Source organism: Nonomuraea composti (assembly GCF_012034275.1).
Lineage (GTDB): Bacteria > Actinomycetota > Actinomycetes > Streptosporangiales > Streptosporangiaceae > Nonomuraea > Nonomuraea composti.
In genome coordinates, this window is record NZ_JAATEP010000016.1 from 18600 (window position 1) to 34783 (window position 16184).

General features: G+C 72.7%; 14 protein-coding genes. 9 read left to right on the forward strand and 5 right to left on the reverse strand.

What is annotated here, in order from left to right:
- The first annotated feature begins 135 nt into the window (after positions 1–135).
- Both HCN51_RS22935 and thyX read left to right on the forward strand, forming a co-directional pair.
- Positions 136–2784 (forward strand): M4 family metallopeptidase, encoded by a 2649-nt coding sequence (locus HCN51_RS22935; protein ID WP_168011529.1) that lies wholly within the window; start codon positions 136–138, stop codon positions 2782–2784.
- Positions 2785–2934: 150 nt separating this feature from the next.
- On the forward strand, positions 2935–3717 hold the full coding sequence (gene thyX / locus HCN51_RS22940; RefSeq protein ID WP_168011530.1) for an FAD-dependent thymidylate synthase: 783 nt from the start codon (positions 2935–2937) through the stop codon (positions 3715–3717).
- Between the two features lie 100 nt (positions 3718–3817).
- Here the strand turns inward: thyX and HCN51_RS22945 are convergent, their stop codons facing one another.
- Positions 3818–4129, reverse strand: a complete 312-nt coding sequence (locus HCN51_RS22945; protein WP_206067554.1) for a ubiquitin family protein — start codon at positions 4127–4129, stop codon at positions 3818–3820.
- Positions 4130–4132: 3 nt separating this feature from the next.
- Positions 4133–5212, reverse strand: a complete 1080-nt coding sequence (locus HCN51_RS22950) for a WD40/YVTN/BNR-like repeat-containing protein (RefSeq protein ID WP_168011531.1) — start codon at positions 5210–5212, stop codon at positions 4133–4135.
- A 249-nt stretch (positions 5213–5461) separates the two neighbouring features.
- Here HCN51_RS22950 and HCN51_RS22955 point away from each other — a divergent pair, with 249 nt between their 5' ends.
- Positions 5462–6262 (forward strand): helix-turn-helix domain-containing protein, encoded by an 801-nt coding sequence (locus HCN51_RS22955; protein WP_080046921.1) that lies wholly within the window; start codon positions 5462–5464, stop codon positions 6260–6262.
- A gap of 7 nt (positions 6263–6269) precedes the next feature.
- On the opposite strand, the gene HCN51_RS22960 is transcribed toward HCN51_RS22955, so the two are convergent.
- Together HCN51_RS22960 and HCN51_RS22965 are read right to left on the reverse strand one after the other, a co-directional pair.
- Positions 6270–7709, reverse strand: a complete 1440-nt coding sequence (locus HCN51_RS22960) for a sialidase family protein (RefSeq protein WP_168011532.1) — start codon at positions 7707–7709, stop codon at positions 6270–6272.
- Between the two features lie 165 nt (positions 7710–7874).
- Positions 7875–8993, reverse strand: coding sequence for a globin domain-containing protein (locus HCN51_RS22965; RefSeq protein WP_168011533.1), 1119 nt, complete (start codon positions 8991–8993; stop codon positions 7875–7877).
- A 304-nt stretch (positions 8994–9297) separates the two neighbouring features.
- On the opposite strand from HCN51_RS22965, the gene HCN51_RS22970 reads away from it, so the two are divergent.
- From HCN51_RS22970 to HCN51_RS22985, 4 genes are all read left to right on the forward strand, one after another.
- Entirely contained in the window at positions 9298–9594 is a 297-nt protein-coding gene (locus HCN51_RS22970; protein WP_168011534.1) for a hypothetical protein, read from the forward strand.
- 716 nt (positions 9595–10310) lie between these two features.
- Positions 10311–10997 carry a gamma-glutamyl-gamma-aminobutyrate hydrolase family protein gene (locus HCN51_RS22975; protein WP_168011535.1) on the forward strand — a complete coding sequence of 229 codons (687 nt, stop codon included), beginning with the start codon at positions 10311–10313 and terminating at the stop codon, positions 10995–10997.
- 9 nt (positions 10998–11006) lie between these two features.
- A complete protein-coding gene (locus tag HCN51_RS22980) occupies positions 11007–11921 on the forward strand; it encodes an alpha/beta hydrolase (RefSeq protein ID WP_168011536.1) in 915 nt (304 codons plus the stop codon).
- A gap of 67 nt (positions 11922–11988) precedes the next feature.
- Positions 11989–12771 (forward strand): enoyl-CoA hydratase/isomerase family protein, encoded by a 783-nt coding sequence (locus HCN51_RS22985; protein ID WP_080040286.1) that lies wholly within the window; start codon positions 11989–11991, stop codon positions 12769–12771.
- A gap of 391 nt (positions 12772–13162) precedes the next feature.
- Here the strand turns inward: HCN51_RS22985 and HCN51_RS22990 are convergent, their stop codons facing one another.
- Positions 13163–13750, reverse strand: coding sequence for a class I SAM-dependent methyltransferase (locus HCN51_RS22990; RefSeq protein ID WP_080040285.1), 588 nt, complete (start codon positions 13748–13750; stop codon positions 13163–13165).
- A 140-nt stretch (positions 13751–13890) separates the two neighbouring features.
- Here HCN51_RS22990 and HCN51_RS22995 point away from each other — a divergent pair, with 140 nt between their 5' ends.
- Both HCN51_RS22995 and HCN51_RS23000 read left to right on the forward strand, forming a co-directional pair.
- On the forward strand, positions 13891–15501 hold the full coding sequence (locus HCN51_RS22995; RefSeq protein WP_240973157.1) for a sensor histidine kinase: 1611 nt from the start codon (positions 13891–13893) through the stop codon (positions 15499–15501).
- A complete protein-coding gene (locus HCN51_RS23000; RefSeq protein WP_080040284.1) occupies positions 15498–16175 on the forward strand; it encodes a response regulator in 678 nt (225 codons plus the stop codon). Before HCN51_RS22995 ends, HCN51_RS23000 begins: the two co-directional genes overlap by 4 nt.
- Positions 16176–16184 lie beyond the last annotated feature (9 nt).

Here is a 16184-nt window from a genome sequence, read left to right on the forward strand (position 1 = left end):
CGGAAAGTTTCCGGGATTTCCTGGGGAAATGCATCATTCCCCTTTGGGTTGACCGAATTGTGATTTGTCTGTTTGTCAAAGTCCTGGTGATGATCGGGAGCGCCAGAAAACTCGTCGCACACACCTGGAGGTGTCGTGTCCTGGCGTCCCATCATCCTCATCACCGCGTTATGTACGGCTTTATCCGTCCCGGGGGTGGCCGCGGCGGAGGACCCGCCCCCCGAGGTGGAGGCCAGGGCCGGCACACAGGCCCCGGCGGAGGTGAGCGGCCTGTCCGAGCCCGCCAAGGCCGGCGACCCCGTGGCCGCCGCCAAGGCGCACCTGGCCGACCCGCGCTACCACCTGAACCCCGCCGACCTCGCCCCGCTGCGCACCGTCAAGGACGGCCAGGACGAGACCGTCAGGTTCGCCCAGCGCTACCGTGGCCTGCCCGTCTTCGGCGCCCACTACCTCGTGCACTTCCGTACCGAGGGCGGGCAGCGTGAGGTGGTCGGCGCGGGTGGCCGCTTCCTCACCGAGCTGAGCGTGGACCCGGCCCCGGCCGTGAAGAAGGAGAGCGCCGCCAAGATCGCCCGCAGCCTGATGGCACGCCCCTACGGCGCGCCTGAGGGCCTGGCCGCCCGTACCGGCGAGCTGGTCGTCGTGCCGCGCGGCGCGGGCGTGCTGGCCTGGCACGTGGTGCTCAGCGGGAAGGACCGGACGGCCCGGCGGCCGGTGCTGCTCGACGCGTACGTGGACGCCCACTCGGGCCGCCCCCTGTTCGCCGTGGACCGGCTCCGCTTCGAGGGCCCCGTCCAGGGCAGCGGGCAGACCGCGCACGGGCAGACCGTCCCGCTCAACGCCTACCAGCGCGCCGACGGCGCCTACGAGCTGCGCGACCGCACCCGTCCCATGTGGAACGGCACCACCGGTGAGATCCTCACCTACGACGCCAAGGGCGGCGAGGTCTTCGACTACCTCGAGCCCGGCATCCCGCCCGGCACCGAGCTCGCCCGCTCCGCCACCCCCGTCTTCGGCCCCGAGCACACCCAGACCGGCGCCGTGGACGCCCACTGGGGCGCCGGCCAGGTCTACGAGTATTACCGGGGGCTCGGCCGCGACGGGCTCGACGGGCAGGGCGGCACCATGTACTCCGTCGTCAACGTCACCCTCGACGGCCAGCCGTTCGCCAACGCCTTCTGGGACGGCACCAAGATGGTCTACGGCGGCGGCGGCCCCGAGTACCACTCCTTCGCCGCCAGCCTCGACGTGGTCGGCCACGAGATGACCCACGGCGTCATCGAGCACAGCGCCGACCTGGTCTACCTCGGCCAGTCCGGCGCCATGAACGAGGGCCTGGCCGACTACTTCGGCAACGCCATCCAGGTGGACACGTTCGGGATCCCGATGAGCGATCCCGACGCGAGCCTGCTCGGCGAGGGCCTGTGCAAGACCCTGCCGCCCGCCGAGTGCGCCGGTCGCGACCTCGACGACGCCCGCGTCGCCGCGCGCGACTACCTCGGCGCCACCGTCAGCATCGACAACGGCGGCGTGCACCTCAACTCCACCATCTTCTCCGGCGCCCTGTGGGACGTCAGGGAGCAGCTCGGCGGCAAGAAGGCCGACAAGCTGGCCTACAAGGCGCTGACCGAGTACATGACGCCGCTCGACGACTTCGTGGACGGCCGCCGCGCCGTCGAGTCGGCCGCCCGCGCCCTGGGCTGGTCCGCGCGCGACCGGCAGACCGTCGCGCGGGCGTTCGACCAGCACGGCATCAAGGCGGGCTGGGAACGGCTCCTGCGCACCGACAGCCGCACCCTGATCGACGGCATCACCGACATCCAGGCCAGGCCCGACGTGGCCGGCGACCGCTACGTCGTCTCCGACGCCTCGCCCGCCGGCGAGCCCCCCACCCGCATCCTCGCCGGACGGCTGCGCGGCGGTACACCGGTGACCCTGGAGGACAACGACCGCTACAACTACCTGCCTGTCACCGACGGCCGGCAGGTCGCCTGGGCGTCGTACAACGCCGCGTTCGACAGCTTCCAGGTGCACGCCCGCCCGATCGACGGCAGCGCGCCCGCGCGGCTGGTCCACCAGTCGCCCGAGCCCGTCAACAGCCTGGCCGTCTCCGGCGAGTACATCGCCTGGGACGCCCTCGACCCGGCCGGCCAGGAGCCCGAGGTCTGGCTGAAGCGCGGCGCCGCCGCCCCCGTCAAGATCACCACCGCGCAGGGCGTCGCCGGCGTCGGGCCGACGATCAAGGGCGGCAAGCTCGCCTACAACCGGCTCTGGCAGGAAGGCGGCGTCACGCACAGCACGCCCGCCGTCTACGACCTGGCCACCGGCACCGAGGTCGTCATCCCCGAAGCGCCCGGCACCGGCGGGCTGCCCTCGGACACCGTCCTGCCGGTCATCACCGGCAAGTACGTGTTCTGGACCGTCGACACCAACGGCGACGGCCGCTACGGCATCATGCGCGCCGCCACCGACGGCACCGGCTCCGCCTTCGTCCTGGCCGACGGCCCGCAGGCGCCGTTCCCCAACTGGTTCGACGCCAACGACACCGTCGTGTCCATCGGCGTGTGGCCGGACGGGGACCGGCTCGAGAACGCCACCCTGCCCAAGATCTTCCAGCTTCCCGCGGGAGGCGGGCAGATGTGGCGCCAGTCCTGCAACAAGGGCACGCAGGACTACTTCGCCGCGGGCGAGGGCAGCAGGCTCGCCTGGCTCGACGGCACCAGCGGTAACACCGACCTGGTGACGCGCGACAGACCCGCCGTCCGCTGCTCGTCCGGCGGCTGACCCAGGGCCTGATCCGCGTCACCTCAGGTCGCTGACCTGGGCAGGCGCCCGTCGCGCCCTCATGGGGGCGCGACGGGCGCCGAGTCGCGCGCGGGCCCGTGACCTGGTTTGCTTGGGCCGTCACACTGCCGATCCGAGCGGGGGCTCCCCATGCGCACAGTCGAACCCGAGGTCTTCATCGTCGCCCGTCCATCCCTCGACTACGACGAGCTGGCCCGCTACCTGCGCGAGGTCGGCGGCGAGAGCTGGCTGGAGCGGCTCGACCGCGGCGACCTCGACGCTCAAAACCTGGCGGAGTTCGCCGGCCGCCTCTGCTACCGCTCCTTCGAGCCCGGCCTCAACCCCAACGTCGTCAGGATCAGGGACAACCAGGACGACTACCTGCGTAACATCCTGGCCAGCGCGCACGGGTCCGTCCTGGAGCACCTCAGCTTCAGCTTCGTGCTGCACAACGTCAGCCGGGTTTTGACGCACGAGCTGGTCCGGCACCGGCCCGGCGTCGCCATCTCGCAGGAGTCGCTGCGTTTCGTCCGGCTCGACGAGCTGCCGTTCTGGTTCCCCGAGTGGGCCCAGGCCGACGAGGAGCTGATGAAGCGGGCCACCGCCGTGCTGGAGCAGCTCGAGCAGTTCCAGCTCTGGATGGCCGGGCACTTCGGGCTCGACGAGGAGGGCGTGCCGTTCTCCGAGAAGAAGCACCGCACCTCCTTCATGCGCAGGTTCGCCCCCGAAGGGCTGGCCACCGGGCTGGTGTGGACCGCGAACGTGCGCACGCTGCGGCACACGATCGAGGCCCGCACCGCCGCCGGGGCGGAGGAGGAGATCCGCCTGCTGTTCCAGCGCATCGGCGAGCTCATGCGCAAGGAGGCCCCGGCTCTCTTCGGCGACTACGTCGTCGAGGACGGCGCCTGGATCCCCGGCTACCGCAAGGTCTGACCGCCCGCCCGGGCACGGGCCGGTGCGCCCGCCCCGGACGCCTGCCCGGGTGTGAGGCAGGCGCCCGGGCAGGTCGTCAGGCCGTCACTGGGCCGGCGCGTCAGCCCAGGGCGGGCAGCACGTAGACCTCGGCGCCCGGCGGCAGCGCGCAGTCGAGCCCGCCGAGGCCCTGCGCGTTCTCGCCGCACACGATCATGCTGATGTGCCGGCGGATGCGGCCGTACTCGTCGCGCAGCCGCTCCTCCAGCATCGGATGCGTACGCCGCAGCATGTCGAGGGCCGAGCCCAGGGTGGGCGGCGAGTCGCGATCGGCGCCGACGGCGAAGACCTTGACCTCGGTGCGCCCGCTCACCCACCTGCGCAGCACGCTCGGCAGGACGAACACCACCATCGTCACCGGTTTCGAGAGCATGCCTCAGAGCACCGCCGCCCGCACGGTCAGCACGTCGGGCAGGTGGGTGGCGATCGCCGCCCAGGTCTCGCCGTCGTCGCGCGAGCCGTAGACCTCGCCGCCGCGCGTACCGAAGAACACGCCCGCCTCCGACGCGGTCATCGCATCGCGCAGGACGGTCGCGTGCACCGGCCCCTCGGGCAGCCCCTTCGACAGCGCCTGCCAGGTCTTGCCCGCGTCGTCGCTGCGGTGGACCTGGTAGCGGTGCCCGACCGGCGTGCGGTCGATGTCGGCCGTCAGCGGCAGCACGTAGACCGTGTCGGGCCGCGACGGGTGCACCGCGATGGGGAACCCGAAGTCGGACGGCAGCGGCGAGCCGATGTCGTGCCAGCTCCCGCCGAAGTCGTCGCTGCGGTAGACGCCGAAATGGTGCTGCAGGTAGAGCCGCTCGGGCCGCGACGGGTGCATCGACACCTTGTGCACGCACTGCCCGTACTCCGGGTACTGCTGGCCCTCCGGCATGAACGGGGCCCGGATGTTCTTGTTGGCCGCCTCCCACGACAGGCCGCCGTCGGTGCTGCGGTAGAAGCCGGCCGCCGACACCGCGACCGCCATGATCTCCGGGTCGGTCGGGTGGTTGACGATCGTGTGCAGGCACAGGCCGCCGCCGCCCGGCTGCCAGTGCTCGCGGTGCGGGTGCTCCCACAGGCCCTCCACCAGGCGGTAGGTGACCCCGCGGTCCTCCGAGCGGAACAGCGCGGCGGGCTCGACGCCCGCCCACACCACGTCGGCCTCGGACGGCGAGGGCGCGAGCTGCCAGACCCTGGTCAGCGTCGCCCCCGTCTTCTCCGGGAAGGCGATCGGCGGCTGCTCGGCCTCCTGCCAGGTCTCGCCCAGGTCGTCGGAGTACATGACGGACGGGCCGAAGTGGCCGTACTCGATGCCGGCGAGCAGCCGGGGCGTCGCGCCGCGGGTGTCGATCGCGACCGAGGGGATCGCGACCGTGGAGAACTGGATCGGCTCGACCCGGAAGGGGCCGCCACCGGTGGAACGGGCGAGGAACAGACCCTTGCGGGTGCCGATCGCGACCACTGCGTCACTCATCGAATCTCCTCACATCTGGAAACCTTGTGTCGCGGAGCTGGGGTGCTGGCGGACGGGCGGGCGTGAGATCCCCTTCCAGGAGGTGGGAGTGGCCGTGGCAGCGCTCCCAGTCGGTCTTGCGGCCATCGTGCCACGCGCCACCGACAGTTACCGAGGACTGGGAGATTCCCCGCGCAAGCAGGCGCGCTCCTGCGTCGCTTACCTGGCAGGTAATCGAGGCGCTTCCCTGCGACCGCTACCGTGTCCGGCATGGGAGCTGTGGCCGTACATGAGGATTCTTTCGGTGAGTTGCTGCGGTCGTGGCGGCAGCGCAGGAGGGTGAGCCAGCTCGACCTGGCCATCGAGGCCGACGTGTCGGCGCGGCACGTCAGCTTCCTGGAGACGGGCCGCGCCCGCCCGAGCCGCGAGATGGTGATGAGGCTGGCCGAGGAGCTGGAGGTGCCGCTGCGGCACCGCAACCGGCTGCTGGTGGCCGCCGGGTTCGCGCCCGTCTACCCGGAACGGGAGGTGCGCGCCCCCGAGATGGGGGTGATCCGGCAGGCGCTGGACAAGATCCTCGCCGGGCACGAGCCGTACCCGGCGGTCGTGGTGGACGCGACCTGGAACCTGGTGGCCGCGAACGCGGCGGCGGCCATGTTCATGGAAGGGGTGCCCGAGGAGCTGCTGCGGGAGCCGGTCAACGTGATGCGGCTGTCGCTGCACCCCCAGGCGATGGGCGGGCGGCTGCTGAACCTCGCCGAGGTGCGCGCCCACCTGCTGCACCAGCTCCGCCGGCAGGCCGAGATGTCCGGCAACGGGCAGCTCGCCGAGCTGCACGACGAGCTGGCCTCCTACACCTACCCGGGCGTGGACCTCAACGTGGCGCACGTGCCCGGACCGGCCGACATCCTGGTGCCGCTGCGGATCGCGGCCGGGGACCGGGTGCTGTCGATGTTCACGACGATCGCCACGTTCGGGACGCCGGTGGACGTGACGGTGTCGGAGCTGGCCATCGAGACGTTCTGGCCCAGCGACGAGGAGACCGCCGCCGCGTTCCGCAAGAACGCCTGAATGGGCGTCAGCGGGCGGTCTGGGGTGCTTGGGGCGGGGGCTCGCCCGATGCGACCTCCGCCTCGACGGCGATCGTCGGCGGCTCGCCGCCCGCGATCGACAGGCCGCCCGTGACCGTCAGCGTGCGCACGTCGAACGCCCCGCCCGACGGCGCCCCCGCCACCGTGAACGCGGGGAACGCGCTGCCGCCCGGCACCACCGAGGTGGAGATGTAGTCACCGACGGTACGGCCCTGCGTGCTGGTCGCCAGCCAGTCCAGCGCCATGCCCGCGTGCAGCTCCGTCGGCTGCGACCAGCTCGCGCCGCCGTTCGCCGAGGAGGTGAAGGCGACCGTGAGCCGGCAGGCGGCGGGCGCGCAGGCGGCGTCGGGGTAGCGGTAGTAGGCCAGCGCCAGCCGCGCCCCCTTGCCCGAGCTCTCGCGGTCCACGCCGAGGCCGGGGATGAAGTGGTCGCCGTCGCCCCTGGTGACGCGGAGGGCCTCGCTCCAGGTGGTGCCGTTGGCCGACCTGCTCAGCACGATGTCGTTGCCCGCGCACTCCACCTGGAAGCGGCAGTCCTGCCAGACGACGTACACGGTGCCGGCCGCGTCCACCTCGGCCGACGGCAGCGGCGCGGCCCGCAGCCCGCCCGCGACCGTGTGCCGCTGCACCGCCGACACCAGCACGCTGTCCTCCCAGCTCGCGCCGCCGTCGCGGGAGCGGAAGGAGCGGATCTCGCCGGCCTCGCCCAGGTACGGCACCACCACGGCGCCGTTCGGCCGCACCACCGGCTGCGCGCCCAGACCGGTCGCGGAGGTGCCGGTCACGGCCCACGTCTGGCCGCCGTCGGAGGAACGGGCCACCTTGATCGCGTTGCCCGCCGCGTGGTCGTCGAACACCGCGTAACAGGTGCCGCGGAAGGCGCTGTCCGCGCCGTTGTCGCAGACGGCCCAGCTCTTGTCCAGATCGCCGCCGGTGGCCGTGGTGACCGGCGCGCTCCAGGTCAGGCCGCCGTCGGTGGAGCGGCTGGTCAGCACCGCCGCCCCCGTCAGCCCGCCCGCGTCGTCGAGCGCGAGCGAGGTGATCAGCCAGGTGCCGTGCTCGGCGTCGAAGGCCACCGACGGGTCGCTGACCCGCCCGTACGGGCCGCCGCCCGGCGCCGTGATGCCGGGCAGCGTGCCCCTCGTCCAGGTGGCGCCGTTGTCGGTGGACGTGGCGAACGTGACGCCGGCCGCCCCGCCGTCGTGGAAGCGGCCCGCCTGCTGGGCGGTCACGATCGTCGAGCCCCAGTGGTAGGTGTCGGGCCCGGCCGAGGTGCCGCGCTGGCCGCCCGTACCCGCACCCGCGGATAACTCCGTCAGCGGCACGGCCTCCGAGACCGCCGCCGCGGGCGACGGGGATAACAGCAGGGTCGCGGTGACGACGGTGACGAGTCCGCCGAATACTCGGCGCCGGGCGGGCGATGGCACGGTTCACCTCACAGGCGTGTCAACATCCACTTGGCACCGTCCAGCGCCCGCTGTCAACTCCCGATCTACGCCACACCCTTCCTCACCGTGAAGATCCCCTGCTCATCGGCCGGGCCGGCACGCCGTGAGAGGCGCTCGCTCCGGGACGTCCCTCCCCTGAACGTCTCAGCGCTCGCCGTGGGCGACGTCCCGGTGGATGCGCGCCAGCGGCACGCCGTCGATCTGCAGGCGCCGCACGGTCTCGTTGACCATGAGGGGCGGGCCGCACACGTACACGTCGTGCTCCGCCCACGAATGGAAGCGCTGCGTCACCTCCGGCAGGTTGCCGCGCATGCCGTCGTAGGCGGGCTGGTCCGACACCACCGGCAGCACCCGCAGCCACGGGAACGACGCCTCCATCCTGATCAGGTCCGGCAGATCGTACAGCTCCTCGGCGGTGCGGGCGCCGTACAGCAGGTGGATGTTGGGGCGGCGGCCGGAGGCGATGACGGACTCGATGATCGCCTTCAGCGGCGCCAGGCCCGTGCCGCCGGCCACGCACAGCATGTCGCGCACGCTGTGCTCGCGCAGCGCCATCGTGCCCATCGGCGGGCCCAGCATGAGCGTGTCGCCGACGCGCGTGTGCCGGATCAGCGTGGTCGAGACCCAGCCGCCCGGCACCGAGCGCACGTGCAGCGTGAGCGTGTTGTCCGGGCGGGGCGCGTTCGCGATCGAGAACGTCCGCCACACGCGCGGCCAGCGCGGCGTCTGCACGTTGACGTACTGGCCCGGCGTGAACGGCAGGCGCTGCGTCGGCCGCAGCGTCAGCACCGCGATGTCACGGTGACGCAGCTCGTGGTCGATCACCTCGGCCAGCCACCAGGCGGGGGAGACCCCGGCGTCCGACTCGGCCGACTCGATCATGAGGTTGGCCGCCGCCGTGTACGCCGACACCCAGGCCGCCTCGATCTCGTGGTTCCAGACGTCGGCCGCGAACCGGCGGATCGTGGCCAGCAGGGCGTTGCCCACGGCCGTGTAGTGCTCCGCGATCACGCCGTACTTGCGGTGGTCCCTGCCGAGCTGCCCGAGGAAGGCCGCCAGGCTGTCCGGGCTGTCCAGGCTCCACACGATCCGCGTCAGCGCCCCGAACAACCGGTCCCGCTGGACGTCCATGGCGGGCGGGAACATGCCCCGTAAGTGCGGGTTCTCGGCGAACAAGCGGCCGTAGAAGTAGGCCGTGGCCTTGTCGGCCATCGGCTCGACGACGGAGAAACTCTCTTTGACCAGTCGCGGATTCAACGACATATTCCAGCCCCACCCTTTTTCGGCCGGCACGCATTCCGGCCTCGACCTGCACCTCCCTGACAGTCCGGGTCGCGAGCGCGGGGCCCTCCCCGGCCATTCCCGTACGCTCGAAATTGAGTCTTACACCACCGATGACGCGTCACAACCGATTCTCCCCAATTTCGCGTGTTTTCGATTGGGGGCGGCGAAAGTAATTATTTCTCGCATTTGGTCGGCCCTGCTGTGGGGTCGTCCCTTGTCGGCGGGCGGAACATCATTCGGTGGAACGGTTTCCGGGCCGGGGCGGGAGGCGTACGATCCGGCCATGGCAGTCCTCCACCCCAAGCGGGTCGCTTGGGAGGGCGCACGCACCTTCGTCTCCGCCGCCACCACGGACGCCTACTGGTGGCTCAGCGACACGGTGGGACAGTACCTGGGGCTCATGTACCAGCTCCAGCTCTGCGAAACACGGCTGCGGCTGCAGGGGGATCCGGACGTGGAGGTGGCGTACGAGGAGGTCGGGGCCTGGCGCGCCCGCCTCGACGATCTCCTGACCGCCACCCCCTCCACCGCTTCCCTCCTCACCCAACTCATCACCGAAACCACCTCTCGCCTCCCCTGACCCCACCCAAGACCCCACCCACCGCGCGCCGCACCGCAGCGTGCCGCATGTCACGTGTCGCCTCACGCAATCCGCGCCGCGTGCTGTGGTGCACACGCGGCGTGCGCCCCGCTGCCCCTGAGGGGCCACGCTCTGGCGCCCCGTCTTGCGCGCTTCGCGTTGTGCGGGCCGGCGGTCGCGCCTCCAGGCAGCGCGCTGCCCCGCGCCGTGCTGCCCCGCGCCGTGCTGCCCCGCGCCGTGCTGCCCCGCGCCGTGCTGCCCCGCGCCGTGCTGCCCCGCGCCGTGCTGCCCCGCGCCGTGCTGCGCCGTGGCGTCTCACGCCGCCCACGTGGCACCGCCCTCGCGCTACGCCGCGCCGCATGCTGCGGTGGGCCCCCTGCTGCGCCGGGCGTCACGGCGCTCCGTGCGCCACGTGCCGTGTGCCCGCAAGATCGCGCGTGTCGGCCCGCCACGGCCTGCGCGACCCCGGCGTCGTGCCGGGCGGTGGCCGTGCCCCGGGCGTCGTGACCGGACGTGTGCGCTGGGGCGGGTGGCGGGATCGGGCACCTCGTGGGAGGTACCGGGACGAATCGCGGAAAGCCCGCGCAGGGGCAGGCAAGGGATCTTTGGGAGGGGTGACATATCGGAAAGGGAGTGCGCCATGATGGGGCATGGGGCCGTCCCCGTGAGGCCGAAGCCGATGGCCGCCCGACTCCACCATGCCCCCTGGAGATCGCATGTCCCGACCGCTGATCGGTATCACCGCCTATTTCGAAGCAGCCCGCTGGGGCGACTGGGTGCGGGAGGCCGTGTTGTCCCCGCCCTCGTACGCCAGGGCCGTCGGGCGGGCAGGGGGCGCGCCGGTGGTGCTGCCGCCGCTGGCCCCGAGCGCCGTGGACGACTACGTGAGCGGGCTGAAGGGCGTCGTCCTGGCGGGCGGCGTGGAGCTGGGAGCGGAGGCGTACGGCGGCGAGCAGGACGCGCGGGTCCACGAGCCGCAGGCGCAGCGTGACCGGTTCGAGCTGGCGCTGGCCCGGGCGGCGGTGCGCGCCGACGTGCCCATCCTGGCCGTCGCCAGGGGCATGCACGTGCTGAACGTCGCCCAGGGCGGCACGCTGATCCCGTGGCTGCCGGACGTGCTCGACAGCGACCGGCACGCCGAGCCCGACGGCGGGCACACGATCCAGGTGAGCGTGTCCAGCAAGCTGGGCAAGGCGGTGGGCGACCGGGTGGAGACGAGCGCGCCGCACCACCAGTCCGTACGCCGCCTCGGCACGGGCCTGCTGGCCGTGGCCTGGGCCGAGGACCAGATCGTCGAGGGCATCGAGCTGCAGGGGCACCGCTTCGGCGTGGGCGTGCAGTGGCATCCGGAAAGGGGCGGCGACAACCGGCTCTTCGATGCGTTCATCGAGGCGGCCCGCTAGGCTGCGATCATGCCGCTGCACCCCCAGGCGCGGGAGCACCTCGCCCGATACCCATCGGATCTGGACACCGACCTGGCCGCGCTCGACCTGGCCGCGATCCAGGAGATGCGCGCGCAGGACGCCTTCGCGGACCACCGCGGGCCGCTGACGAAGCTGCCGTTCGTGCGTGACGAGCTGGCCGAGGGCGTCCCCATCCGCATCTACCGCGCCGATCCCGGCGACGACCCGCTGCCGGTCGTGGTCTACTTCCACGGCGGCGGCTGGGTGTTCGGCAGCGTCAAGCGCAACGACGCGACCGCCAGGGATCTGGCGATCCGCACGGGCGCGGTCGTGGTGTCGGTCGACTACCGGCTGGCGCCGGAGCATCCGTTCCCGGCCGCCGCCGACGACGCCTGGACGGTGGTGCGCGACCTGTTCGCCAGGCCCGCCTTCTACCAGAGCAACGGCAGCGTCGCCGTCTGCGGCGACAGCGCCGGCGGCAACCTGGCGGCGGTCGCGGCGTGGCAGGCGCGCGACGCCGGCCTGACCCTGGCCCACCAGGTGCTCGTCTACCCGGTGCTCGACGTGGCGATGGACACGCCGAGCTACCGCGAGTTCGCCAAGGGCTTCGGCCTGGACGCCGCGGAGATGGCCTGGTTCGCCCGCCAGTACGCGCCCGGCGCCGACCCGGCCGACCCGCGCCTGTCCCCGCTGCGCCTGCCCGACCTGTCGGGCCTGGCCTCGGCCACGGTGGTGACCGCCGAGTACGACGTGCTCAGGGACGAGGGCGAGCGGTACGCCGCACGCCTGGCCGAGGCGGGCGTGCCGGTGGACCTGCGCAGGTTCGAGGGGGCGGTGCACAGCTTCTACGTCCTGCCCGGCCTGTTCGACCAGGCGATCGAGGCCCGCGAGTACGTCGCCGACCGGCTGCGGGAGCACCTGTGATCGCCCGCGCAAAAGCTGCCGGCGCACCTGTGGGCGACGCTCGAACGATGCTGCGGGGGCACCTGTGATGGACGCCTACACCAAGCTCAAGCTCGACACCCCGGCCGAAGGCGTGCTGCGGGTCACGATCAGCGAGCCCGCCCGCCTCAACGCCGTCGACGCCACCGCCCACCGCGAGCTGGGCGAGGTCTGGCGCGACGCCGACCGCGACGACAGCGTGCGGGTGATCCTGGTCAGGGGTGAGGGCCGGGCGTTCTCGGCGGGCGGCGACCTGTCCATGATCGAGGACATGATGCGCGACCACGCCACGCGGCTGCGCGTGTTCGCCGAGGCCCGCGACATCGTCTACAACGTCCTCAACTGCTCCAAGCCGGTCGTCTCCGCCATCCAGGGCCCGGCCGTCGGCGCGGGGCTGGCGGTCGCGCTGCTGGCCGACATCTCGGTGGCGGGCCGCACCGCGCGGATCATCGACGGTCACACCCGGCTCGGGGTCGCGGCCGGCGACCACGCGGCGATCATTTGGCCGCTGCTGTGCGGCATGGCGAAGGCGAAGTACCACCTGCTGCTGTGCGAGCCTGTGACGGGCGAGCAGGCCGAGCGGATGGGTCTGGTCAGCGTGTGCGTGGACGACGACGAGGTGCACGAGCGCGCCATGGAGATCGCCGTCAGGCTCGCGGCCGGCGCGCAGGAGGCGATCAGGCTCACCAAGTACTCGCTGAACAACTGGCTGCGCCTGGCCGGCCCGTCGTTCGACGCGTCGCTGGCGATGGAGTTCCTCGGTTTCACCGGCCCGGACATCGCGGAGGGCGTGCGCGCGCTGCGGGAGAAGCGGCCGCCCGCCTTCGGCTGAGACGTCCGGGCCGCCGGATCCTGGCGCGGGACGAATGCTTCCCAGACCCTCGGGTAGTCGGCTGTCACGGAGGACGACGACGGGGGAGGAGGTCAGACGACGCGGTCGCCGGCCGCGGAAGGCCGCGGGGCGGTCCGAGTGCCCGCGCCGCGAGGGGTTGAGCAACCAGCTCCCCGCTTACATGGCGTGGCCCGCCCGATCTCGGCGCCGATCGGGCGGCCGGGCTCCCCGCAGAGGGCTCCGGATCAGGACCGGCAGCAGGTCCGGATCAGGACCGGCAGCAGGTCCGGATCAGAGCCCGCAGAAGGGGCCCGCACCAGGGCCCAGCACGAAGGCCCAGCACGAAGGCCCGGGGCTCAGCATCGAAGGCCCAGGGCTTGGGCGATGGCCCCTACCGGGGGCGGCGGGCGTGGAACACGAAGGCCGGCGGAGTGTTCCGCCACACGGTACGCCCCGGCACCACTTCCTCGAACCGCTCGGCCAGCAGCGCGCGGAAGCGCCGCGCCGAGCTGAGCGGGATGGCGTGGATGTAGGAGAACGTGGTGAACGCCGCCCCCGGGCTCATCGCCCCCGTCACCGCGCCCAGCAGCTCGCGCTGCAGCTGGTCGGGGAACGCGGCCCACGGCAGGCCGCTGACCACGACGTCCGCCATTCCGAGCCCGCGCTCGGCCAGGAGCCGGCCCAGCCGCGTGGCGTCCTCGTTGGCGACGTCCACCTTGGGGAAGCGCTCGGCCAGCAGCCGGGCCATCGGCTCGTTGAGCTCGACGGCCAGGTGGTGGCCGCGCCCGCCGAGCCGCTGCTGGATCTCGGCGGTGAACGGGCCCGTGCCGGGCCCGAGTTCGACGACGACCGGCTCGCCCTTCTCGGGGACCGGCGCGCAGACGGCCGCGGCCAGGCGCCGCGAGCTCGGCGCGAGGGCGCCGATGGTCGCGGGGTTGCGCAAGAACTGGCCGAGGAACAGTGCGGTGTCGTTGGGCATGACCTGAACCTAGGGCCGCGAGCGCCGTTGATCGCTCCACCGTCCGGGCGGACCTCCGGCCACTTGGAGGAGGCGCGCTCCTCCGGCAGGAGGACGAGCGGGCGGGATCCGGGAGGCGGCGGGGCGGATACGGTGTGTCCATGCGTTGGCGTGGTGTGCCGCTCGATATCCTGCTCGCGGCCTCTGGAGTGGGCCTCGACCTGCTGACCACGGCGCACGCGGGCGACACCGAATACCTGCCCGCCGAGATGAACATCCCGATGGCGCTGCTGGTGGGCCTGCCGATGGGGCTGGTGCGCCGCTGGCCGGTGGCCGTGAGCCTCTATCTGGCGCTCGCCCTGTTCGTCACCGACCAGCTCGGCTCGTTCACCTCCAACACCGCGCAGATCCTCGTCTGCGTGTCGCTGGGCGTGGCCGGCTACCGCGCGCCGATGCGCGCGACCGCGCTGGCCGTGGCCGCCTCGTTCGCCGCGACGGCCTTCAACATCGCCGATCCGGGCATGGCGCTGACCGGCAACATGTGGATGTACTCCGTCCTGCTGCCCGTCTTTCCCGTCGTGCTCGGCTCGTACCTGCGCAGCTCGGCCGAGCGGCTGGAGGAGCGCGAGGTGACCCCCGACGCGCTGCTCGCCGCCGGCGGCGTGGCGATCACGGTGCTGAGCACGTGGACGACCTGGCACTCCGGCACCCAGCCCGTCTGGGTGGTGGGGCTGCTGGCCGTGGTGGGCGGGCTGTCGCTGGGCATCGCCAGGCGGCTGCCGGGCCTGGTGTTCCTCCTTCAGGGCGTGCTGCTCGTCTCGGCCGACACGTACCTGAACTCGGCGGTCAACACGTGCGTGATCCTCACGCTCATCGCCATCGGCGTGTTCTCCATGCGGGTGGTGTCGTGGGCGTGGACGGTGGCCGCGTACGTGACCGGCTGCCTGCTCACCGCGATCGCCGTCGTCGGCGACAACACCGAGGTCACGCCGTTCCGGGTGGGGGTGCTCATGACGCTGGTGGCCACGCCCATCGCGATCGGCCGTTACCTGGGCGTGCGCAGGGCAGCGGCGGCCACCGAGAAGCTGGTCGCGGAGGAGGCGGCGCGCGCGGCGGTCGCGCAGGTGCGCGCCGACCAGCTCGCCGAGCGCGAGCGCATCGCCCGCGACGTGCACGACATCGTCGCCCACCACGTGGGCGCGATGGTGCTGCGGGCCAGCGCCGCCCGCTACGCCGCCCCCGACGGGCCCGTGGCCGACGCGCTCAACGACATCAGGGAGACGGGGCACCAGGTGCTGCAGGACCTGCGTGACCTGCTCGACCTGCTGCGCGACCCCGACCGCCAGCCGGATCTGCTGGCCAACCCCGCCGACGTGGTACGCGAGTCCGCCGAGCGCATGGCCGCCGCCGGGCTCGTCGTCGACCTGGAGCTCGACCCGGCCACCGACCAGGCGCCGCTGATCGCCCGCACCTCGGCGGCGCGCATCGTTCAGGAAGGATTGACCAACGTGCTCAAACACGCAGGCCCCGGCACCCGGGTCCGCGTCTCCGTGACTCCGGCCGAGGAAGGGCTGGACGTCGAGATCCGCAACGGCCGCCCGCCGACCGCGATCGAGCGGCTGCCCTCCTCGGGGCGCGGCCTGGCCGGCATGCGGGAGCGCGTGCGCACGGTGGGCGGCACGCTCAGCGCCGGCCCCGACGGGGAGGGCGGCTGGCTGCTGGCCGCCCACCTGCCCACGCACACCCGCGTCTCCCCGGGGAGCGCCGCGTGATCCGCGTGCTGGTGGCCGACGACCAGGCGCTCGTCCGCGCGGGCGTACGCATGCTGCTGCAGGCCACGGGCGACATGGAGGTCGTGGGGGAGGCCGAGGACGGCGCCGAGGCGGTCCGCCTGGCCGAGCGGCACCTGCCGGATGTGATCCTCATGGATCTGCGCATGCCGAGGGTCGACGGCCTGGAGGCGATCAAGCGGGTGCTGGCCGCCCGGCCGGGCACCAGGATCGTGGTGCTGACCACGTTCGCCGAGGACGGCAACGTCTACGCCGCCCTACGGGCCGGCGCGGTCGGCTTCCTGGTCAAGGACGACGAGCCCGAGCGCATGGTGGACGCGGTGCGCAGGGCCGCGGCCGGTGAGCAGCTCCTCGCCCCGTCCGTGCTGCGCCGGGTCGTCGAGCGGTTCCTGGCGGCCGAGGAGCAGGCGGCGCCCGCCGCCCCGCCCGGCCTGACCGAGCGCGAGCTGGAGGTGCTGGCCCTGGTCGGCACCGGCCTGTCGAACGCGGAGATCGCCGAGGAGCTGCACGTCGGCGTCACGACGGTCAAGACGCACATCGCGGCCGCGATGGAGAAGCTGGGCCTGCGCAACCGCATCCAGGCCGCCGTCGTCGCCCACCGCACGGGCCTGGTGGACGCCTCCTTCCGCCCGGTACGCCAGCCGCGCGGCGGCTGAGTCCGCCGC

Bases quoted from the DNA above. Each gene is read 5' to 3' on its own strand.
- HCN51_RS22955 (WP_080046921.1), top strand. From the start codon at position 5,462: ATGGGAGCTGTGGCCGTACATGAGGATTCTTTCGGTGAGTTGCTGCGG.
- HCN51_RS22995 (WP_240973157.1), top strand. From the start codon at position 13,891: ATGCGTTGGCGTGGTGTGCCGCTCGATATCCTGCTCGCGGCCTCTGGA.
- thyX (WP_168011530.1), top strand. From the start codon at position 2,935: ATGCGCACAGTCGAACCCGAGGTCTTCATCGTCGCCCGTCCATCCCTC.
- HCN51_RS22980 (WP_168011536.1), top strand. From the start codon at position 11,007: ATGCCGCTGCACCCCCAGGCGCGGGAGCACCTCGCCCGATACCCATCG.
- HCN51_RS22950 (WP_168011531.1), bottom strand. From the start codon at position 5,212: ATGAGTGACGCAGTGGTCGCGATCGGCACCCGCAAGGGTCTGTTCCTC.
- HCN51_RS22945 (WP_206067554.1), bottom strand. From the start codon at position 4,129: ATGCTCTCGAAACCGGTGACGATGGTGGTGTTCGTCCTGCCGAGCGTG.
- HCN51_RS22985 (WP_080040286.1), top strand. From the start codon at position 11,989: ATGGACGCCTACACCAAGCTCAAGCTCGACACCCCGGCCGAAGGCGTG.
- HCN51_RS22965 (WP_168011533.1), bottom strand. From the start codon at position 8,993: ATGTCGTTGAATCCGCGACTGGTCAAAGAGAGTTTCTCCGTCGTCGAG.
- HCN51_RS22975 (WP_168011535.1), top strand. From the start codon at position 10,311: ATGTCCCGACCGCTGATCGGTATCACCGCCTATTTCGAAGCAGCCCGC.
- HCN51_RS22990 (WP_080040285.1), bottom strand. From the start codon at position 13,750: ATGCCCAACGACACCGCACTGTTCCTCGGCCAGTTCTTGCGCAACCCC.
- HCN51_RS22970 (WP_168011534.1), top strand. From the start codon at position 9,298: ATGGCAGTCCTCCACCCCAAGCGGGTCGCTTGGGAGGGCGCACGCACC.